Annotated in this window: 16 protein-coding genes and 1 pseudogene; 12 read left to right on the top strand and 5 right to left on the bottom strand. The window is 61.7% G+C overall.

Annotated features, from left to right (window positions below; all coding sequences use genetic code 11):
- Positions 1-70 precede the first annotated feature (70 nt).
- From BN1233_RS28190 to BN1233_RS28175, 4 genes are all read left to right on the top strand, one after another.
- Positions 71-982 carry a LysR family transcriptional regulator gene (locus BN1233_RS28190; protein ID WP_046866994.1) on the top strand — a complete coding sequence of 304 codons (912 nt, stop codon included), beginning with the start codon at positions 71-73 and terminating at the stop codon, positions 980-982.
- Between the two features lie 284 nt (positions 983-1,266).
- Positions 1,267-1,632 carry a nuclear transport factor 2 family protein gene (locus tag BN1233_RS28185; protein WP_046866993.1) on the top strand — a complete coding sequence of 122 codons (366 nt, stop codon included), beginning with the start codon at positions 1,267-1,269 and terminating at the stop codon, positions 1,630-1,632.
- Positions 1,633-1,730: 98 nt separating this feature from the next.
- On the top strand, positions 1,731-2,042 hold the full coding sequence (locus tag BN1233_RS28180) for a putative quinol monooxygenase (RefSeq protein ID WP_046866992.1): 312 nt from the start codon (positions 1,731-1,733) through the stop codon (positions 2,040-2,042).
- Positions 2,043-2,236: 194 nt separating this feature from the next.
- Positions 2,237-2,590, top strand: coding sequence for a VOC family protein (locus BN1233_RS28175; RefSeq protein ID WP_046867234.1), 354 nt, complete (start codon positions 2,237-2,239; stop codon positions 2,588-2,590).
- A 339-nt stretch (positions 2,591-2,929) separates the two neighbouring features.
- On the opposite strand, the gene BN1233_RS28165 is transcribed toward BN1233_RS28175, so the two are convergent.
- Entirely contained in the window at positions 2,930-3,313 is a 384-nt protein-coding gene (locus BN1233_RS28165) for a transposase (RefSeq protein WP_046866991.1), read from the bottom strand.
- A 204-nt stretch (positions 3,314-3,517) separates the two neighbouring features.
- Here BN1233_RS28165 and BN1233_RS28160 point away from each other — a divergent pair, with 204 nt between their 5' ends.
- Complete coding sequence (locus BN1233_RS28160; RefSeq protein ID WP_046866990.1) at positions 3,518-3,931, top strand: response regulator transcription factor; 414 nt, start codon at positions 3,518-3,520, stop codon at positions 3,929-3,931.
- Between the two features lie 705 nt (positions 3,932-4,636).
- On the opposite strand, the gene BN1233_RS43380 is transcribed toward BN1233_RS28160, so the two are convergent.
- A complete protein-coding gene (locus tag BN1233_RS43380) occupies positions 4,637-5,710 on the bottom strand; it encodes a helix-turn-helix transcriptional regulator (RefSeq protein WP_187144390.1) in 1,074 nt (357 codons plus the stop codon).
- Positions 5,711-5,959: 249 nt separating this feature from the next.
- Here BN1233_RS43380 and BN1233_RS28150 point away from each other — a divergent pair, with 249 nt between their 5' ends.
- On the top strand, positions 5,960-11,068 hold the full coding sequence (locus tag BN1233_RS28150) for a M10 family metallopeptidase C-terminal domain-containing protein (RefSeq protein WP_046866989.1): 5,109 nt from the start codon (positions 5,960-5,962) through the stop codon (positions 11,066-11,068).
- A gap of 1,041 nt (positions 11,069-12,109) precedes the next feature.
- On the opposite strand, the pseudogene BN1233_RS51230 reads toward BN1233_RS28150, so the two are convergent.
- Positions 12,110-12,418, bottom strand: a pseudogene (locus tag BN1233_RS51230) (glucan ABC transporter ATP-binding protein/ permease); the annotation flags it as partial.
- A 237-nt stretch (positions 12,419-12,655) separates the two neighbouring features.
- On the bottom strand, positions 12,656-13,243 hold the full coding sequence (locus BN1233_RS28130; RefSeq protein WP_046866985.1) for a hypothetical protein: 588 nt from the start codon (positions 13,241-13,243) through the stop codon (positions 12,656-12,658).
- 361 nt (positions 13,244-13,604) lie between these two features.
- On the opposite strand from BN1233_RS28130, the gene infA reads away from it, so the two are divergent.
- The 6 genes from infA (at position 13,605) to BN1233_RS28100 (ending at position 21,218) form a co-directional block, all read left to right on the top strand.
- A complete protein-coding gene (infA, locus tag BN1233_RS28125; RefSeq protein WP_046866984.1) occupies positions 13,605-13,877 on the top strand; it encodes a translation initiation factor IF-1 in 273 nt (90 codons plus the stop codon).
- Between the two features lie 592 nt (positions 13,878-14,469).
- Entirely contained in the window at positions 14,470-17,142 is a 2,673-nt protein-coding gene (locus BN1233_RS28120) for a GH116 family glycosyl-hydrolase (protein WP_046866983.1), read from the top strand.
- Positions 17,143-17,190: 48 nt separating this feature from the next.
- Positions 17,191-18,462, top strand: coding sequence for an ABC transporter substrate-binding protein (locus BN1233_RS28115; protein ID WP_046866982.1), 1,272 nt, complete (start codon positions 17,191-17,193; stop codon positions 18,460-18,462).
- Between the two features lie 8 nt (positions 18,463-18,470).
- Entirely contained in the window at positions 18,471-19,403 is a 933-nt protein-coding gene (locus tag BN1233_RS28110) for a carbohydrate ABC transporter permease (RefSeq protein WP_147707606.1), read from the top strand.
- On the top strand, positions 19,400-20,284 hold the full coding sequence (locus tag BN1233_RS28105; RefSeq protein WP_048710018.1) for a carbohydrate ABC transporter permease: 885 nt from the start codon (positions 19,400-19,402) through the stop codon (positions 20,282-20,284). The genes BN1233_RS28110 and BN1233_RS28105 overlap by 4 nt, the downstream gene beginning before the upstream one ends.
- A gap of 28 nt (positions 20,285-20,312) precedes the next feature.
- Complete coding sequence (locus BN1233_RS28100; protein ID WP_046866980.1) at positions 20,313-21,218, top strand: helix-turn-helix domain-containing protein; 906 nt, start codon at positions 20,313-20,315, stop codon at positions 21,216-21,218.
- A gap of 395 nt (positions 21,219-21,613) precedes the next feature.
- Here BN1233_RS28100 and BN1233_RS28095 read toward each other — a convergent pair whose 3' ends face one another.
- Complete coding sequence (locus tag BN1233_RS28095) at positions 21,614-21,895, bottom strand: hypothetical protein (RefSeq protein WP_046866979.1); 282 nt, start codon at positions 21,893-21,895, stop codon at positions 21,614-21,616.
- Positions 21,896-21,931 lie beyond the last annotated feature (36 nt).

Genomic DNA, 21,931 nt, shown 5'->3' with positions numbered 1-21,931 from the left:
GACACACGAGTAGCCGCTGTTACGGCGCGGCTGTCTCCTCCCGCAGCATCCTCTCCGTGAAGGTCCATCGATGGACATCGAGCTCGCTCGCACGTTCCTCGCCATCGTCGAGGCCGGCAGCTTCGTCCGCGCCGCAGAACGATTGAATGTGACCCAGACGACGGTGAGCGCACGTGTCCGCTCACTGGAGGACCAATTGCGGCGGCCGGTCTTCGTCCGCAACAAAGCGGGGGCGACGCTCACGGCCGCGGGGGAGCAGTTCCTGCGTTTCGCACCGACCCTGGTTCAAGTTTGGGAGCGGGCACGCCACGAGGTCGCCATTCCGGCAGGCCGGCGAGCAGTACTCGCGATCGGAGGCGAGTTGAGCCTGTGGAATCCATTGCTCCTCGCCTGGATGGTGTGGATGAGAAACAACGCAAGCGACGTGGCCCTTCGAACCCAGGTCGGCCTCCCTGACGGGTTGCTGCGCCAAGTAGGTGACGGTGTGCTCGACCTGGCGGTCGTCTACGCCCCACGGCACATGCCCGGGCTGAGGGTCGAGATGATCATGGAGGAGGAACTCGTGCACGTGACGACCGACGTCACGGTTTCCGACGTGTCCGATCCTGATTATGTTTACGTCGACTGGGGCGAGGACTTTGCGGCCCACCACGGGATGAGCTTCCCGCGCTTCGCCGACCCGGGACTTTTCGTCGGACTCGGTCCGCTCGCGCTGGACTACATCGTTCAGGTCGGTGGAGCGGGTTATTTCCGGCGACGTGCCGTGCAGCCCTTCCTCGCGAACGGACGCTTGAGGCTGGTTCCCGAGGCTCCGGCCTTCATGCATCCCGTCTACGTCGTCTATCCGGATGGAATCGGCAGTGATGCCCTCAATCTCGCGGTCGAAGGGCTTCGGGAGCTTGCCGCGGGCGACGGGCCGCAGAGCTGGCTGCCGGACGACGGCCCCCGACTGAGAAGCCTGCAAGGCATCAGGGGTGCCTGAAATTCTCGCCATTCGGTAGCTAAGACCACCAGACCCGAGGCGTCCCTGGTGCCTAATTGAGTAACTTGCGGCTGGCAGACGCCCATTCGGCGCGCCTCATTGAGCCCAAGCCATCAAGGCCCAGTCCGGAACCATGCATCCACCGTTGGCGCAGGGACGCCCTTCCTCCCGCCAAGGATCGCTTCAATCCCGTTCCATTACCTCCGGCGTAATCGACGCCATGCCGTTCCCCGGCCATCGTTCTCATGCCGGAACCGATCCGGCTAGCCCACAGGAGGCTTCCCATGACCGACGCCGCAATCATCGCCGACCGCTACATCGCTCTCTGGAACGAGACCGATCCGCACCGCCGCAGGAGCCTGATGGCCGACCTCTGGAACGAGACCGGCACCTATCTCGATCCGCTCATGCAGGGGCAGGGGCACGAGCAGATCGATGCCTTGATCGCAGGCGTGCACGGGCAGTTCCCCGGTTTCCGCTTTGCCCTCCTGGGACAACCCGACGGCTACGGCAACCAGGTCCGCTTCTCCTGGCAGCTCGGCCCGGAGGGCCGTGACGGCCCCATCAAGGGCACCGACTTCGCCACGCTCGAGAACGGCCGCCTCACCAGTGTGATCGGCTTTCTCGACGAGGTGCCGGCCGCAGCCTGAACCTCCGGCGAGGATCGGCCCGCATCGCCTGTTGCGCCGGTCCTCGCGGACCCTTCCAGCAGCCCCGACGACAGAGATTCCAGACCGAGGAGTGCACGATGCCTGTCACCTACCTGATCAAGTTCGATGTCGTGCCAGAACGGCGCGACAGGTTTCTCGTGCTGCTCAACGACCTGCTCGACGCGATGAGGAGCGAGCCGATGTTCCATCTGGCGATCCTTCACCAGGATCGCGAGGCGGCGAACCGGTTCATGCTCTACGAGACTTGGGAGAGCCACGAGGATGTCCTGGAGGTCCAGCTCAAGCGACCCTATCGTGAGGCCGGGCACCGGGCTCTTCCCGAGCTTCTCAGCAAGCCTCGCGAGGTCTCGATCTGGGAACCGTTGCGGGCGGACATGCAGCGGGCCTGAGCGGAACCCGTGCTCCGACGAACGGCACAATCCCTCGGAAATCGAGGCGGCTCGAGGCTGGTGGCCTTTGCTGCCGAATGCCGGGGCAGATCGATGATATCCTTATCCGCATGAAGACATGCGGGTTTAGTGCTAACAAGCCAGCGAAGCTCACGCTGCATTTTTTCGGAACTGACACCGTTCCAGGGGGCAAAATGACCGTGCACCGAATCGTCGCGAACATTGCCACAGACGCAGCCCCGGAGGTTCGGAAGTTCTACTCCGATCTCTTCGGCCTCGAGACGATCATGGATCTAGGATGGATCGTCACGCTGACCTCCCGCGAGACTGCCCTCACGCAGATCAGCATTCTCCGCGAAGGCGGCTCCGGCGCGCCCGTTCCCGATCTGTCGATAGAGGTCGACGATGTGGACGAGGTGCATCGTCGTGCGAGAGAAATGGGATGCGAGTTCGCCCACGATCTGACCGACGAGCCGTGGGGCGTAAGACGCTTCTTCATTTCCGACCCGACAGGAAAAATACTCAACGTGCTATCGCACATTGGCTAGACATAGCCTGCAATGGGACATTGGCCGCCTCGGCGAACGACTGAAACGGTCGTAAGCCGAAATTCAAACTGAGACACTGCCACATTCCGTGTTCCGAGGCCGAGGACATGCTGGGCGGGCTCTGCACCGGGCCGCTGATCGCGAAGACCCGGCATTCGGCAGCAAAGGCCACCAGACTTGATCCGGCCCGTCAGTGCTGACGCGGGCAGGCGCTCGCCCTTGCGGCTGCGGCCGCGCAACCGCACCATCCTGGTGTTCACACCCGTCTCTTCGAGGAACACAAACCGATACGGCTGCTGCTGCATGCGGGGCTGGCGCTGGTCTCGCCAGACCCGGCGCTCATCGCGAATGTCGGCGCGTGCGCACTCCGCGGCCGGCATGGACTTTTTGATCTGTGAGGCCCTGCCGACATAACAGGCGCGAGAGCGTGGCGGGATCGACCTGCACGCCAGGCCGGCTCAGCAGCCGGGCGGCCCATTCCGGCCTCGTGATGGCGGGCTTGGCGTCCACGGTCTGGACGAGACAGGTCTCATGCTTGCCGCGCCCACGGGGGCGGCCCTGGCGCGCCGGGGCCGGTGAGCCAGACTGCGCCTGATGGCGCATCAGCTTGATCGAACAGCGGTCGCTGAAGCCGAAATGGCGCGCGGCCGCGCAGCGGGAATGACCCGCCTCAACAAAGGCCACCACCCGCACTTGCAGACTCTGGGAATAGCTGCGCCCCATGATCCACCTCCACCCCAGAGAGGGAATACAGTTCGGCTTCATCATCCGAGCGCGGATCAGGGATGCGCACCTGCCGCCACGAGGGGCCGGATCACTTCGAGGTAAGGGAAAGTCCGGAATAGGCAGCCTGGTCATCCTGGGCCATAGCGGACCGGCTGCCGAAGTGCGCAGTAACGACTCTCAGCAAGCCAGCGGATCCGCATCATGTGCAACCCGACGGGGCCGGTGATTCTCGTCGACGACGATGCAGCGGTCCGAAAATCCTTGAAATTCTCGCTGCAAGCCGAGGGGCTGAGCGTCGACGTGTATGCGAACGGTGCCGATCTCCTCGATGCTGCCGATCCACCGCGAAACGCGTGCCTCGTCATCGACTACGTGATGCCGGAGTTGGACGGCATCGAATTGCTCCGTAGGCTTCGTGCGCGTGGCGTCTCGGCTCCGGCAGTCCTGATCACGCCTCAGGCGAGTGCCGAACTGCGCGAGCGCGCGGCCCGTACAGGGTTCAGCGAAGTGATCGAGAAGCCGCTGGAAGACGCGAGCTTCTATGACTCGGTCCGAGCCGCATTGGAGGTCTCGTCCAAGGCTAAATCTGATTCAGATTTTCCTGACGACGTCTGACCAGGCGTTTGACATGGACGGGTGGCTGAGTGGTCTAAGGCACCCGCTTGGTAAGCGAGCAAGGGTGGTAGCACTGCGCTCGCGATCCGAAGTGTCATGACCGCCTCAGGGAAACCTATCTCCGCCGGGTCCGGGTTTGTCGCTGACGGAGGATCCCGCAGCCAGCCTACGAACTGGAAAGGAGATCCCGATCCCGCGCAGGTAGTGGTTCCAGCGGACCATCGCCGAGTTTCGTGAGGCCGTTGGGCCCACGTGGCAGAAACGCCGGACTCGACCGAACAGGGCTATGGGAAATCCGCCCGAAGGGGGCGAGATCATCATCTCGGATCGGTGGTGCCGCTGCTTCGGCCTTTCTGGGCGTCGACTCGGAATGTCACGCCTTGTTCGGGCCTTCCACCTTCTCCAAGACAGCCTCGATGAGACACTCTGGTTGAGACAGGGAATATCAATTCAGTATCCTCATTTTCTCATGGGAATGATCGTCGGTCAAAGCGCTACGGCCGGCCCGGCTTCCGCGTCGAAAAGCGAGATAGCCGCTCAGCAGCCTGTCGATGGTTGTTCGCCCGACCGGGCTGACTGAATAGGCCTCGTATGCGAGATCGTCAGGCAAAATGCCCGTTTCGAGGTCCAGTTTGACGCGATACTTCGAGAACGGAGGAATTCGGTTGAAAACGCGCCGGGACGTGTATCAATCCGCTCGGTTTCCTAGGGGGCCTTGCGTCCGCCCTCGCGTCCACTCGATCGAGGGTCAGCAGACGACCCAAGAAGTTGGTTGGGTTCATAATGCTTCCGACCGATGCAATTTGCATGCGCGAGCCTGCCCGAAGGCGGAGGGGGTCCATCCTTGGATCTAGCCACCTTACGGACCCCTGTCGGGACTTCATTGAAACGACGCCGGAACAACCGATTGAAATGGGAGATGTCGGAGAAGCCAACTGAAAGAGCAACATCAATAATGTGCCGGTCGACCGTCTGCGGATCGGCGAGGATCGCATAGGCTTTCTTCAGTCTCACCTCATTCAGGTACTCTGTGAAGGACAGACTGCGGTGCTCGAACAGCCGCTGCAAATACCTCGTGGAGATGCCAAGGCCTGCCGCAACGCCTCCGACACTTAGTCCTGGCTCGCCGGATCGGGCGCTGATCATGGCGCACGCAGCGGCGAAGCGGGCCGCTTGAAGCGAGTCCTCCATCTGTTCGTCGAAGCGATGACCATTCCCGGCCAGGAGGACGGCGGTAAGGTCGAAAATGTGCTGGCGAGCGGCGGCTTGGACTTTGGCATCGCGGCACGCAAGCTTCCTGAGGTGACCGACATAGGTCGAAAGCAGTATCAAGGCCTCGCTCGAGGCGAATATCGGCCTCGCCGCATGCTCGTTCGCTCCAGGGGCGAGCTGCAACAGTTCGGCCGCGGGGAACAAGATCGAGTCGAACGAGTACGGCTTTTCCGAGCCGACGGTGCCGGTTTCTGAGTTCCGCAGGAGAGTCGCCTCTCCGGGCCGCAGCACGATTTCGCGCTTCTGATGAGAAACGGTGATCCGGCTGTGTCGTGAGACAAGGAGTGTGAATGAGTCCTCGCCGTCGCGGACGAGCTCGTTGTCCCGGAAGGTTATGCCGGGGCTGATCGTGCTCCGTGCGATGCGCAATGGACCCCAAAGGGGCATAAAGGATGCCCGGAATCCGTCTTCCGAGAACGGCTTGAAATCGAGGTTGAGCAACCGGCGGGCCATCTCATGGCGCCAAGCGCCTACCGAGCCAATCGCTTCGGGCCCCACGCGTGACATGGACGCGTCCCCCCCAGACGACGCCCACCGCCCCGATGCTGGCAGGTGATGAGCAATCAGCCGCACTCGCCAGGAGAAAACGTACATGTGGTCCCGAAACTATGCAATATGCGTCCCCGCCCCGCGTGAGAGAGGTGCGCGCCAGTCCAAGACCGGCAGGGTTGCGGCTACTAAAGTTGAGGGGCCGCTTCTGCCTGCCCGGCCGGTCCGCCCGGATTCGCACGGCGAACAGCGCGCTGGGGAGACATCATGACGATCACCATCAACCAGGCGATGGTCAACGCGATCGCCGACGACGACACGATCGACGGCTCGACAATCACATTCTCGACCAATGTCGACCCCGGAAATCCGATCCAAGAGGTCGCCGAGTTCCTCGGGATCAACTTCGATCCGGACCTTGTCACGATGCCGGAGAGCGATGTGACAACGATGATCGAGGTCGCCGAGCTGTGGGACGACCTGATTGCGCGAAGCATCGAGCATGTGGCCGGCGATGACGAGGCTGACATCACGGTCAACCAGGTCAGCAACATGCCGGCCAGTGCCGGGGGGGTCACATACTCGACCCTTCACTCCATCTTTCCCGATGACGCCGATGTCTTCCTGCGGAACTCGCCGATCAATAGGGGCGGTGCACGCTGGTATGATGCTGTCCACGAGTTCGGCCATGCTCTCGGGCTCAAGCATCCCGGCGACTACAACGCCAGCGACCAAGGAGACATCACCTATCAGAACAACCGCAGCTTCGACGAGGACACGACACGCTACTCAGTGACGTCTTACTTCGACCCGAGCGACGACGGTTCCCAGGCGGGATGGAACGGGGCACAAGTACTGACGCCGATGATCTACGATATCTTGGCGATACAGCAGCTCTACGGCGCGGACACGACAACACGGCTAGGCGACACCACCTATGGCTTCAACAGCACGGCTGGGCGGAGCGTCTTTGCATTCCAGACAACTTCGCAGCCGGTTCTGACGATCTGGGACGCAGGCGGTGACCATGACCGCCTCGACTTGTCGGGCTTCGGCGTTGCGCAAAACATCGATCTCAACCCCGGCAGCTATTCGGACGTCGCTGGCCTGTTCGGCAATGTCGGCATCGCCTTCAACACCTGGATCGAGGACGCGGTCGGTGGCAGCAGCACCGACCACATCACCGGCAACAAGTTCGCCAACTTCCTTGACGGAGGCGCCGGCAACGACATCCTGCGCGGTGAGGACGGCAACGACACACTCGTCGGCGGCGGCAATAACGATCTGCTGCTCGGCGGCGTTGGTGCCGACAGCCTGGATGGCGGCACCGGCAACGACGAACTTCAAGGCGGCCTGGACGACGACATTCTTCTCGGCGGTGACGGTAACGACCTGCTTTTCGGAAACTCGGGCGGCGACCGCCTCGACGGAGGCGCCGGCAATGACTTGCTCGATGGGGGTGGCAGCTTCAACTCCATCGCCGACATGCTGACCGGCGGTGACGGCGACGATACCTTTGTCTACGGTCTCGGCTACCGGGAAACCATCATCACCGACTTCACCCAAAGCTCAGCCCAAGAGGACGTGCTCAATCTCTCGACGGCTCCCGTTCACAGCTTCACGGAGCTTCTGTCGAAAGGAACGCAACAGGGAGCCGACACTGTTCTCGATTTCGGCAACGGGGACAGATTGACCCTCCAGAATTTCCAGCTCGACGATCTCGACCCGGCCCTGATGAGGTTCTCCGAGTCCCCGATCTCCGCTCCGGGCGACTTTCCGCTGGTCCAGAACGCAAATATGTTCCAGGGCCACCGCGTGGTCACGGCGCCGCTCGAGAACGGCGGGTTCATCGCGATCAGGGAAGACGGAGAGGCTTATCAATCCGGGTTGCTCGTCGCTCACACCTTCGATCACACAGGCACTCCGGGCGCGACCTTCCAGGTGAATTCGACGCCGGCTGGCCAAGCTGCCCACAGCGGCTTCGATTTTCGGGTCCATGCGGTCGCGCTGACGGATGGGCGCATCGTCGTCGCCTGGCACTCGAACGACCCTGAAGGAGGCAGCTTCGGCAATATCCGGGGTCGCATCTTCGAGTCCGACGGTACGCCGGCCGGACCGGACTTCGTCGTGAACACAACCCCGCCTGTACTGCAGATTCCCGGAGGCCTGAATCAACCCTACCAGAACTTCCGCATCCTGAGCATGTCGGCGACGCCGGGTGGCGGGTTCATTGTCGACTGGATTACCGACGAAACTCCGGATCAACCTCAGGGCTACCAGATTCCCGTCCGGCGGCGCGGCTATGACGCTGACGGGAATCCGGTTGGGCTGGACCAGATCATCACCACGATTCCGCCCTTCCTGCCGCCGAGCTTCGATGCGCCCAGAGACTATTCGCTCGCGGATGGCCGCATTGTTCACTACTGGCAGGCACAAGTCCTCGAAGGGCAGAACTTTGTCTGGCACCTGTTCGCCCAGATCCAAGGGCATACGGAGGTCGTACAACTTGACCGCGGCGGCTACGTCCCCGGTTTCGGGACCCTGGGTGTTTCCGTATCCGAGCTACGGGATGGTCGCATCGTCTTCACCTGGCCGTCCGGGGTCGACCAAACGAGCGGGGCTGACCTTTACGTCGGGAGCCAGGCTCTAATCTTCGATTCCGACCTCAAAGGCTTCACGCGCCCGGGCACCGAGGGTGATGATACCCTTGAGGGCAGCATCTACAACGATCGACTGTACGGAAGAGGTGGCGACGACATCCTCATAGGCGGACGCGGTCCCGATCTCCTCGACGGGGGCGCTGGGTCGGATACCGCCGATTATGACCGGTCGCTGGAGGCCGTCGACATCGATCTCAGACGGTCCGGCCCGCAGAGTGGCGGGCACGCCGAGGGTGACATTCTCGTTTCCATCGAGAACCTGACCGGCAGCGCCTACGCCGACAGACTCACGGGTAATGGGGCCGCCAACGTGATCCGCGGAGGCTATGGCGACGATACCATCGACGGGCAAGGTGGCCAGGACCAGCTGTACGGCGACCGGGGCGACGACACGATCATTCTTCGGGGTGCAGAGGGCGGTACAGCCTATGGGGGGCGGGGCCAAGACACCATCACGCTTATGTCCGATGGCTCGATAGCGTATGGAGACGACGGTCGGGACGTTCTGCGCGCAATCGGATCGAACAATCAGCTTTATGGTGGCACTGGGTCGGACTCCGTCACGATCGAAGGCGATAACAACTCTGCATATGGGGACGACGGCGGCGATGTGATGAACATCGGCGCCGGAAACTACAATGGCAATCTCCTCGACGGCGGAGCAGGCGATGATGACCTCAGGGTTTTCGGAGGTGGAGACGGCAATGTTCTGAAGGGCGGCGCCGGTTCCGATGTGATCATGGGTGGGGCGGGGGCCGACATTATCAATGGCGGTGCCGACGACGACCTCATGAGCGGTGGTGAAGGAGCCGACATCTTTATCTACGAGCCTGGGGGAGGCACGGATACGATCACCGATTTTGTTCCAGGCGTGGATAAGATCGATCTGTCTGCCATAAGTGGGAAGTACAAGCTTTCCGACCTCAGCATCACCCAGGTTGGCGCCCACACCGTCATCACCCTCGGCAGCGGTCTTGTCCTGCAGAACGTCGATATGGGCAATCTCACCGGGGGCGATTTCGTCTTCGCACCGGATCCGAATGGATCGTCCAATGTCCCACCGATCATCACCTCGAACGGCGGCGGCGCCATGGCCTCCGTGGCGGTCGCGGAAGGCAACACGACCGTCACTACCGTCGCCGCGAGTGACCCGGACCCTGGCCAGATCCTGACCTACTCGATTGTCTTGCCAGACGGGACGAATGGCGCCGGCGCGGACGGAGCGCTGTTCACGATTAATCCCTTGACCGGCGCACTCCATTTCGCCGCGGCTCCGGACTTCAAGCGGCCCGCCGATGCCGGCGCCGATAACATCTACGACGTCACCGTCCAGGTCTCGGACGACCAGGGCGGCACCGACACGCAGACGATTGCAGTCCATGTCACCAATGCCAACGAGGCTCCGGTCGCCCCAGCCAGCAATGCGGTCTCAACTGATGAAGACACGGTATCGGCGCCGGTAGCGATCGGCGCAACCGACGAAAACGGCGATGTGCTGTTCTATTCCGTCAAGCCCGGCTTCGGGCCCGCCATCGGCACCGTGACCTTCATCGACGGCAGCTTCACCTATACTCCGAGCCCGAACGCCAACGGCCAGGATAGCTTTACCGTCCTGATCGAGGACGGCCGCGGCGGGATGACCGAGCAAGTGGTCTCGGTGACCATCAACCCGATCGCCGATCCAGCCGTGATCGGGGGCACGATTACGGGCTCGGTCATCGAGGACAGCGTCCTGGTAGCGAGCGGGGTGCTCAGTATCATCGACCCTGATGCAGGTGAGGCGAGCTTCCGGGCAGGCGTCTTCACGGGCACCTATGGCAGCCTCACCCTCGATGCCGCCGGCGCGTGGACCTACACACTCGACAACGCAAACCCTGCCGTGCAGGCGCTCGCTACCGGCCAGACGCTGCCCGAGACTATTGTGGTGCAGTCGTTCGACGGCGGAACCCAGGCGATCGACATCACCATTCACGGCACGAACGAGACTGGCAACCCAGTGCTTGGCGACGATCGAGCCAACAATCTCAGGGGGACGGCCGGGAACGACGTGATTGATGCCCGCGGCGGCAATGACGTCGTGACCGCGGACGCCGGCGATGACCGCATCATAGCCGGGGCTGGAAACGACATCGTGGATGCAGGTCCCGGCAACGACATCATCGTTGCCGGAATCCGCGACGGAAACGATCTTTATTCCGGTGGCAGCGGCATCGACACACTCGACATGTCCGCCACGAGCGCGGCGTCGGTCATCAACCTGGCCGGCTTGGCGAGCAGCGCCCAGACCGGCATCGATGTTCTGATTTCAATCGAGAACGCCGTCGGCGGCACCGGCAATGATCGGATCAACGGCAATGGCGCCGCCAATCTCCTGGATGGGGGCGCCGGCGATGATCGGATCGAGGGCGAAGGTGGCGCCGATACCATCATCGGCGGCAGCGGCAATGACCTCCTGAGCGGCGGCAGCGGCGACGACACCTTCGTGTTCGCACCCGGATCGGGTATCGACGTCATTGTCGATTTTGGCGATCGAGCCGGCAATCAGGACGTCATTCTCTTCGAAGGCGGGCTTTTCGCCGACTTCACTGATCTGCAGGCAGCCATGACACAGGTCGGCGCAGATGTCGTGATTGCGATCGACGTGGCCCATCAGGTGACGCTTCGCAAAGTCACCTTGAGCCGTCTCGACGCAAGCGACTTTCTTTTTGGCGTTTGACCTCCTCCCCGGCCAGCTGGCCGGAGGCTCGTCCGCTTACGCGGCGCGGAACGCCGGAAGAGTGAGTGCTTCCGTCCCGGATTGACGGATCGTGTCGGCCAGTGGTGGCAGGGCCACGGCCGTCACAGTCCGCGGGTTGCCTCCGCCGGGCCGTCATAGCGGCGAGACTTGGCTACCGGGGGCTGCATCCGGCGGTGAAGACCGTCAGGGCCGGGGGCCGGACGCCGGGGGCGTGGGCGCGCGGCCGGCCAAGGCCGATCCTCCGCCCGGTGGCGATGCCGATGCGCCGACACAGTCCGCTGACCGGGGGGTGCAATCCCGCGCCAACCCCACGATGCCGGTAGCCGAAATGATGATATGGGGCCTCTCGAGGTCCCAGGGCGATGGTGCATGGCAGACCTCGACTGCCTCGACCGAGTAGTGGGCGTCTCCCATAATCGTTCGCTCATTTTCGCATGTAAAATCGGAATACGGAGAAGAGGTGCCGGTGGGTCCCCCTCGTCGGAAGGCGAGATAGCCGCTCAGTAACCTCTTGATGTTGGCTCGCCCGACCGGGTTTCCGGAATGGACCTCATAGGCAAAACTCTCCGGCAGGCATCCGGTTTCGAGGTCCAACTCGACGAGATGCTTCGCGAAAGTGTGCCCCATTTTGTCACTCGGGCCGAGATCGTGTCGAGTGAAGCGAAATTCGGAGCACTCTTCTGCTTCAGTATCTCGACGGCTTCGGAGAACGAGCGGGCAATCACCTATAGGCCGAAAAGGAGGTGTTGCGTGGGAAGGGGGGACAGCCATTCTGGCCCGCCACGCCGGATCTTCGACCGACGACTCGGGAAGGCGATCGTCTTCAAGGAAAAGCTTCCAGGGTACCACTCTTCTGATGGTTACGGGCGTCGATGCGGTAGCGTAAGGTTGGATCTGCCCGAAAAACGTAAGCTCACGTAACAGAAAGCTACAAGAAACCCGGATCGTGCATTCGCCAACGGGACTTTTAGAGGGTTCATTCTCACGGACTACAGAGATGTTCACAACCGCGGGTAGTCGTCAGGACACCAGCTGATGGGCTCGGCAAAGTTCGGAAAATTGTCCATTCTGAGCCATTAGTCGTTCGAACGAGCCATCTTCCACGATCCGGCCGTCTACTAGAACCATGATACGGTCGACCTCCCGAAGCGTTGAGAGCCGATGCGTGGACAGAAGCACCGTTTTCCCCGTGAGCGCCCCACGTAGATCAGAAATGATGCTCGACTCGGTGATTGAGTCGAGTGCCGACGTCGGCTCGTCCAGAAGCACGATAGGAGCATCGCGGGCATAGACGCGCGCAAGGGCGAGGAATTGGCGCTCGCCTCGGACAAGTTCACGCCACGCTCGTCGATTTCGGCCGAAAGTTCACCGGGAACGGCTTTGACCCACTCCAGCAAACCCGATGCTCGGAGAGCTTCGAGCGCAAGCTGGTCATCAATGTCGCCATTACCGGCAGCGATGTTCAGTCGGATATCGCCAGAGAATATCGGGGTGCGTGATGATCATTAGGATCCAGTCGATCGGGGCTGCCCTCCCCTCTTCTCATGCCAGCTGAGACACGGGCTATCACCTTTGCATGCGCACGATGGCGGTTGCGTTCTCGGTCCGGACCGGTGTGAATCGCCAGCCCGCCGCATTTCGCGTCCTGGTGCCGGTGACGATCGGCCGGATGATGGTGAGCCAATCCCTGGATTCGGTGATGTCTTGGGCGCCGTCGAGGATCACAAAGGCCTGCTTGACCCGCACCCCGGTCGGCACCGCCCGCAGTCCCTGCGCACTGAAGGTGATCTCGGCCGCGAGACCGCGATCATGGCCGTTGTCGGCCAGACCCGGCATGGGCGGCATCGCAAATTCGCGGCCGAGCTGCAGGTAATAGGCCAGCACATCTTCGAAGGGATCGGGCGAGGTAAAATACGACACCATGCCTTCGTCGGGATCGAGGCCGATCTGCACCTCCTCCCGACTCGCAGCGGCTTCGAGCTCTGGACTGGGGGTTGCGCCGGGATAGGTCTGGAACTCTGCGGCGGCCGGGGTCAGGGCCAGGATCGAGATAATCGCGGCGGCCGCAGCTCCCGGGAGCATCGCGTGGAGGATCCCGGCCGCAGCCGGCGCCACGGCGTCTTGATCAATGTATCTGCTTGCTGCGGACCTCATTGCGAGACGATCTCCCCTTGCATCTGCGCCAGAGCTCCTTCGTGCGGCTGAATTTCGAGATGATCGCTCGTCCGGGATTAGTCGTCGAGGTCGACGAATTGGGTATGCCAGTTCGCAAGGGGAGTTGCTCGCCTCGCGAAGCGATGGACAGCTGAAGCCTCGAGCGCGCCCACCTGCGCGGCCTTGTCGAACGCCAGAAGGTCGCCTTCGATACCCAGGAAGACCGCCGCACTGGTAAGGTCGCCGTCAACAACATCCAGACGGCCTGAGCTTCTTCACACGCAAATGGTGTGGTAGGTGCACCGCTTGGCAAAGCCGCTTTCTAAGCGGCTTTTTGTTTTTTCACCATGGAGCACTTGCAATGGCGAAGGAAGAATTGATCACGTTCGAAGGCGAGGTCAGCGAAATCCTACCGGATGCTCGCTTTCGCGTGAGGCTGGAGAGCGGTCACGAGATCGTCGCCTACACCGCAGGAAAGATGAAGAAGAACCGCATCAAGACGCTCGCGGGTGATCGCGTGACCGTCGAGATGTCGCCTTACGATCTCGACAAAGGCAGGCTTATCTTCCGGCACAAGGATAGCGGATCCGGAGGTCCCCGTCCGGCGCGTCGCCCACAGTTTCGCCGCCGGTAAGCTTCGTGCGCGTGGCGTCTCGGCTGCGGCAATCCTAATCACGCCTCAGGCGAATGCCGAACTGCGTGAGCGCGCAGCCCGCACGGGGTTCAGCGAAGTGATCGAGAAGCCGCTGGAAGATACGAGATTCTATGCCTCGATCCGAGCCGCGCTGGACGCCTCTTCCGAGGCTTAGGACGCAGCTGCCAGTTTAGACACTTCCCATCTTTTACCGCCAGCGGCAATCCGGGCTATAGTCGCTGCGTCCACACGATGGCAGTGCCTTGCGTCGGCATCACGGTGAAGATGTTCTGTTGCGACGGGGTGGCGTCCTCAAAACAATCCACAAGGCACGCCGTTCTTTGCCCCACCTCTCTGAGGTGCCCTGCCGCTGAGAGCATACCACACACCGGGTGCTGGAGTTTATCGGACACGAACTCAGATCGAGCCCTCGGGTACCGATGTCCTGTTCTGCGTCGACAGGATAAGGTAAGCCTCGTCAAAAGCGCAACTTTGTTGCATTTCGTGGGTACAATTCTCCGATGGACGATCGGAGAAGCGGTTGACCTCTGCCCTGCTTACCGTTCCACTGGAACGACCAAGTGGAGGAAAAATGCCCCTGAAATGGCCTTTCACCTACGAGGGTGAGAACACCGCCAAGATATCATTTCCGTTGGGCGGGATCGGAACCGGCTCCGTAGGGCTCTCCGGGGGCGGGCGCCTGATCGACTGGGAGATCTTCAACAAGCCCGAGAAGGGCAGCACAAACGGCTTCTCGCATTTTGCCGTGAAGGCGGAGCGGAACGGTCGGGTCATTGATGCCCGAATCCTGAATGGACCCTACCACGGAGACCGCACCGGCGACTTCCAGGCCGAGGCGACCCGGAATTTCGGAACCGGGGCCCGACGTGACTCCCTCGTGGGCATGCCTCATTTCAAGTCCTGCCGCTTCCATGGACGGTTTCCAACGGCACGGCTCACGTTCGATGACGATCGGTTTCCGGGAGCCGTAGAGCTGGAGGCATTCAACCCCTTCATTCCCCTCGACAGTCGCAACTCGAGCATGCCCGTGGCCATGTTCGAGGTCTCGCTCCGCAACACCTCGGACGAACCCACCGACTACACCGTCGTCGGAGTTCTCGGGCACGGTCCATTCCGACCGACGCAGGCGAAGGCTATCAGCACAGCGGCGATGCGGGGCGTGGAGATCGTCAGTCAGGCGGACGATCCCGATGCCGAGGACTATTCCGAGCTCGTGATCGCGACCGATGCCGACGATGCGAGTGTGCAAACCTACCTCTATCACGGCCTCTGGTTCGACTCCCTTCAGGTCTATTGGGAGGATCTGCTCAGGCCAGGTCGCTTCGCAGACCGCACCAGCCTTCCGCACTATTCCAGCGGCGGCATGCGACGCGATCGCGATCACAGCCTTCAGGCCGCGCATCTCACCCTTGCCCCGGGCGAACGCCGAACCATCCGGTTCATCATCGCGTGGTACGTTCCGAATTTTCACAAATACTGGATCTCTCCGGTCTGGCACTTCGAGAAATCCCCGGCCCATTCCGGAGCCTGGAAGAACTGGTACGCCACCGAGTGGCAAGGGGCATCCGAGATCGCTGAAGAGGCGCTCCGCAACTGGGATCGCCTGCGTTCCGAAACCCTTCTCTTCAGGGATGCACTCTACGGGTCGACCCTCCCCCTCCCCGTCCTGGATGCGGCTGCGGCCAACCTGAGCATCCTCAAGTCCGCAACTGTCGTCCGGCTGCAGGACGGCACATTTTATGGCTGGGAGGGGCTCTATCAGGACGTCGGAAGCTGCGAGGGAAGCTGCACCCACGTGTGGAACTACCAGCAGGCGTTGCCTTTCCTGTTCCCGTCGCTCGAGCGGACCATGCGGGAGACCGATTACGCCTACAATCTCAATGAAGCAGGCGGAATGAGCTTCCGTCTCGCCTTGCCGCTCGGGGCTGGCGGGTCGACCGAGCGCCCCTGCGCCGATGGCCAGTTCGGCAATGTCATGAAGGCTTACCGGGATTGGAAGCTGAGTGGTGACGACGAGTTCCTCGGAAGGCTCTGGCCATCGGTCAAGCAGTCAGTGGAATATGCGTGGAGCCCTGAAAATCCCGACCGATGGGACCCGAGCCGTACCGGTGTGCTTTGGGGGCGGCAGCATCATACGCTCGATATGGAACTGTTCGGCCCGAACTCCTGGCTGACGAGCTTCTATCTGGGCGCTCTCAAGGCCGGCGCGGAGATGGCCGAGCACATGGGTGAGGCAGAGACCGCCCGGGAGTGGAGAGAGATCTTCGAGAGGGGGCGGACATGGGTCGACAAAAATCTCTTCAATGGTGAATACTACATCCAATCGATCGCCCTCGATGATCGCCGGGAACTGGATCCTTATGCAAAAGCGACCGTGTCGCGGCGAATCGTCGGCGCGAACATCTACGACCTGTACTGGAGCGACGAGCACAAGGAGATCAAATACCAGATCGGTGAGGGCTGCATCGTCGACCAGGTCCTCGGGCAGTGGCACGCTGACCTCTACGGCCTCGGTCAGCTGCTGGAGCCCGCCCATGTGCGTTCGGCTCTGAAGGCCATCTACCGTTACAATTTCAAGCGCCGGCTCGAGGATGTCGCCAATCCCTGCCGGGTGTTCGGCGTCTACGATGAGGCAGGCGTGGTCATCTGCTCCTGGCGGAAAGGATCGCGTGCGCCGGCGGTGCCTGTTCCCTACGCCCAGGAGACCATGCACGGTTTCGAGTATGCCTTCGGCAGCGCCCTGATGGCCTATGGACTGCTCGATCAAGGCGTCGAAATATTCAGGGGCGTTCGTGACCGGTACGATGGGAAGGCGCGGAATCCGTGGAACGAGATCGAGTGTGGATCGAACTATGCCCGCTCTATGGCGAGCTGGGCCGGCCTCCTGACCCTGTCGGGCTATAGCTTCGATGCCCGCCGCCACGAGATCGGTTTCTCGCCGAAGGTGCGGGAGGGCCTCGGCTTCCGGAGCTTCTGGTCGAATGCCACCAGCTGGGGCATGGCGGAGTTTACGGGGGGAACCTTCACGCTGTCGATCCTCTACGGAGAAACCGATGTCGCAAGGATCGGGCTTCCGATCGAGGGTGGATCTGCAAGAGTCCTGGTCAATGACCAAGCGGTGGAGAGCAAAGTCGAAGGCAACGTTGTCAGCGTCGAACCGGTGCGACTACGCCGAGGAGATACCTTGCGCATCTCCGCGGATCAGCTTTCCGTGAATGGACTTCGGGAGGCGTCGACGTTGTAGGACAGCGCTCGAATATCAGGCCAACAACATAAAGCGAGAGGAAATGCCATGGATCGCAGAACGTTTATCGCAGGGTTAGCGGGGGCGATCGTTCCCGCACGCTTCGCTCTTGCTGCACCGGCAACGGACACCAAGGCGACGCTCAATGTCTTCAGGCCCGCTTCGGATAGTGACATCCGGCTGAGCAAGAGCGCCATCGAGCGGTTCAATGCGCGCTTTCCCAACGTGACGGTGAATGTCCAGTACGTGAACACCAATCCGTGGGGCGAATACATCAACCAGCTCATGAATCTGGTGGGCAGCAACCAGGCCCCGGATATCGTCATGATGGCGACTGAAGGTGTCTCGACCCTCGCGTCACGCAACCTGATGCGAGACATCATGCCGTTCGTGAACGGCGACCCACAAGGAAAGGCTCTGTTCGAGGACATCGAGCCGAACCTTCTGAACGGGCTTCGCTACAAGGACCAGCTCGGCTACGTGCCGAACGAGTGGAACACGGTCGTCACGTTTTACAATGCCGCGATGTTCGCCGAGGCCGGGATTTCCAAGCCCAAGGCCGATTGGACCTGGTCGGACTTCCTGGATGCCGCGAAGGCCCTCACCAGGAGGGACGGCGATAATGTCACCCGGTATGGGTACTTCATCCCCGGCGGCCAGTTTGCGCTTTCGACCTGGTTCCTCAGCAATGGCACTGATCGGCTCACACCGGACGGGCGGGCCAGCAATGCCAAGGACCCCAAGTTCGCCGAGGCCTTGCAGCTCCTCCACAGCCTGATCTTCGAGCACAAAGTCGCCCCGATCTTCGCACGCAATGATCCCGGACACGGCCAGTTCATCGCCAAGCAGGTCGCCATGTTTGCTGGCACCCATACCCGGGTGCCCGAGATGGCGCAGGCCAAGATGGACACCGTCGAGGTCCAGTATTGCCCTCAGAACAAGGCGCAAGCCGCGATCTGCGGCGTGGGTGGCCTCGGCATCACGCAGGCTTCCAAGAACCCGGAACTGGCCTGGGAACTCCTGAAGGAGCTTGCGGGCAAGGCCAACGCGGATCAGCTCGCCAAGGATCTCCGGGCCATTCCGGCGGTTCGCTCGTCGGCGACCAGTGAGGCTTATGTAGGCTATCCCGCAAACGCCGCGATCTTCTACGGTTCGGCCGCGAGGGCAAAGCCGCTGGCTCAGCCCCCGAACTTCGCTCAGGTGGAAGAGATCACGATGCGACACATCGAATCCTATCTCACCGGGAACGAGAAGCTCGAGCCGATGATCAACGCGCTCGACAGCGAACTCAACCGTGCGATGGCGCGGGTGAAGTGGTAGGTGCAAGTGTGGCTACGGCACGCGCGCTTCCCGTAGCGCGCCCGGTGACGCCACGTGCGTCACCACTCGAGCGCATGGAAGCCTGGGCCGGCTTCGGGTTCCTCGTGCCGGCCTACCTGCTCTATATCCTGTTCGCTCTGTTGCCTGTCTTCGCGACGCTTGCGTTCAGCCTGACCTCGGTCGACAGGTTCACCTGGAGCATGGAATTCGTCGGCCTGGAGAACCTGAGGTTCGTCCTGGCGGATCCTCGGTTCTGGACGAGCTTCATCAACACGTTCGTTTTCGTGGCAATGGCGGTGACCGGCAATGTCGGTACCGGTCTCCTGATGGCGGTCCTTCTGGATCGCACACTTCCGTCCGCCATCCTGTATGTCCTGAGGCTCGCCTACTTCCTCCCCGTTCTTGTGTCGACCGCGCTGGTGTCGCTTGTCTGGCAGTTCATCTATTCCACCGACCTCGGCATCCTGAACTACTATCTCACGTCGCTCGGCCTGCCCAAGGTCGGGTGGCTGACGGATCGTCGTGTGGCGATGATTTCGGTCGTGATCATGGATGTCTGGAAGCATTTCGGCTTCTTCATGATCATTCTGCTTGCCGCGTTGCAGTCAGTGCCGAAATCCCTGGTCGAAGCGGCCGAGATCGACGGCGCCGGGCCGGTGCAGACCTTCTTCTACGTCAAGCTGCCCATGATCGCTCCGGTGATTCTGTTCTGCGTGACCTATGCCACGATCACCGGACTTCAGATGTTCGAGACGGTCCGCATTCTGACCTCCGGCGGACCGGCCGATGCGACCATCAGCATGGTCATGTACATGTATGACCAAACCTTCGGGGCCCAGGATATCGGCGCCGGCACTTCCGCTGCTCTCGTCCTGCTCATCGCGATCGTGATCGTCACGATCATCCAGATCCGACTGGGCCGGAGGGTTGTCCTTCAATGAGCCCAACCGCAGCGTTCGACGAACGATCCATCGGTCGCCTGCTCAGGGCGGCCTCCGTGGTTCACTGGCGCAATCTTCCGCTCATGCTGCTCCTGCTCGCGGGCGGCTTCCTCATGATGCTGCCGTTTCTCTGGATGTTGAGCGCTTCCTTCCGGCCGATCGGCGAGGCCTATCAGCTGCCACCCAGTCTCCTGCCGACCAGCCTGGATCTCACGGCCTATTCCGAGGTGTTCAAGACGGGCGTTCCCTTTCTCCAGATGTATTGGAACAGCTTTGTCGTCGCGGCCACAACGACGGCAGGCGTGCTCCTGACGGCGAGCATGGCCGGGTTCGCCTTCGCCCGCCTGCGGTTCCCGGGGAAAAGCGTGCTCTTTGGAGCGATGCTGATCGGCTTGATGGTGCCGCCGGCCCTGACGCTGATCCCGATCTATTTTGGGTATGCGGCAGTGGGGCTGCTCGACACCCGGATCGGGTTGGCGCTCCCCGCCATGGCTTCGACGTTCGGGATTTACATGATGCGCCAGTTCATGCTGGGCCAGCCGCGTGAGCTCGAAGAGGCGGCGCTCATCGATGGCGCGAGCTACTGGACCATCTTCTGGCGCGTGAGCGTGCCCCAGCTCGGTCCGGCCCTGGCAACACTAGGAATCATCACCTTCATCGGGAGTTGGAATAACTTCGTGAGTCCTTTTGTTCTGATCCGCAGCTTCGACGCCATGACGCTCCCGGTCGGAGTGGTCGCACTGCAGGGCGTGATGGGATCGGCGCGGCTGTCGGTGATCATGGCGGCGACCACGATGGCGATCCTGCCCCTGATCATCATCTTTCTGATCGCTCAACGGTTCATCATTGAGAGCATGACCATGTCGGGCTTAAAGGGCTGACAGGCCAGTTCGGGATTACGGTCGCCTCATGCTCGGCTCGCAACTCCTTGAACGCCAGCCCTTTTTCCGCGGCAGCGACTTCGGGATGCCCGAGCTCGCCGTCTTCGGCATGTGCCACTTCCGCCGAGCTGTCGTGACGAACGACAGCTGGGAGGCGCACGACGGCACGGAAATCCTCTTCATGCTGAATGGGGAGGCATGCTGGGAGTTCGATGACGAACGTCTCTTCCAGGTCACGGGTGGCCAGGCCCTCGTGTTCCAAGCGGGCAGTAAGCACCGGATCGTGAACGGGATCTATACGCCGAGCCAGGCGCTCTGGATGGTGTTCAACCCCCGCGGTCAGACTGCGCGCCGCCCCGGTTTGATGCCGCAAACGGAATTGGAATCCCTCTTCGCGGTTGCCGATCGACTGCGGGCGCCCGTCGACCTCGATGCGGGAACCGTAAGAACCCTCAAGGAGCTTAGCCATCGGCTCGGAGATGACAGGATATTTCTCGGGGTGCCCCTCCTGAAGGCGGAGATCCGCAACAGGCTCCACGCCGCGATCGTCGGGTTCTGGGCTCAATCGGCAAACAAGCAGCTGACGACGAACGGTAGAAGGGCCATCCGCAGTATCGAAGAAGGCATGCAGCGCGACTTGGCGAGCAATACTCCAATTGACGAACTCGCGAAATCCCTCGGTTACGGTCACAGCCAATTGTATGCCCTGTTCAAGCGGGAGTTTGGCATGTCGCCGAACGACTACCGCCAGAGGCTTCGGATCAAGAGATGCTGCACTCTTCTTCTTCGAACGAACCGTGCCGTGACTGACATTGCGCTTGAGCTCGGGTTCGGTAGCTCGCAGTACTTTGCGCGCGTCTTCAAGAAATATGTCGGAGTAACACCATCAGAATACCGGCGGCTGGCGGCGTCCGCTTTGTCAACGGCTGAGTAGTTAACTATGCAGCGCTGATGCAACTTTGATACCGCCTGGAAGCACATTAGCGTCCACCGGGTATTCTGTGGCTGTGCTGGCCTGCTACGCTACGCAATTCGACCGTGTTGCAGAGTCCGCGGTCAGGGACTGCGCCGACTGCTCGAGATCCGGATTTTGGCCCGGCGGCGTTGGAACCGGTATGTCGCCCGCGATTCCGATGATCGCGAAGCAACTATTAGTCGAGCGTGGTCTGTCTGCGGATCGCGGTCTGATCCGTAGGCAGGGTCGAGTGCTGCGCATCTGTGGTCATGAAAGACTCAGCGTACCCGGGAAGCGAAGGCCGCGTTGCAGGTTCCGGGTCCTTGGAAGGTTCCTCGCTCATCTCGGAACTCTAGACAAGCGGCGCGCACGGATCAGGTCAGGGCGCGCTTCCCGCTCCGGGCATACGGAGGTGGCTCATCGCCGAACACCGAGCGGCCGCCATAGGAATGCGAGTTGTGCATCTTCCGCGCGATCAGCTCCTCTACTGATGGCCCGGTGGCGTGGCGCTCCAGGAGCCGGGCCTGGTCGTCAAGCCGCTTCAGGGCGAACAACTCGTCGTGCTGCCCGAACTCTGCTTTCTGGACCGCCGACTTCAGGACCGGATGGTCTGGCCATAGACCTTCACGGGAACGGGAAGCGGATGCCGGCCCCATACAGACGTTTGGTCACCACATCGCTGGCCCGGACCT

Origin of the sequence: Microvirga massiliensis, from assembly GCF_001006805.1 — a bacterium.
In the GTDB taxonomy this organism is placed as follows: Bacteria; Pseudomonadota; Alphaproteobacteria; order Rhizobiales; family Beijerinckiaceae; genus Microvirga; species Microvirga massiliensis.
This window is presented reverse-complemented; position numbering and strand designations above follow the sequence as displayed.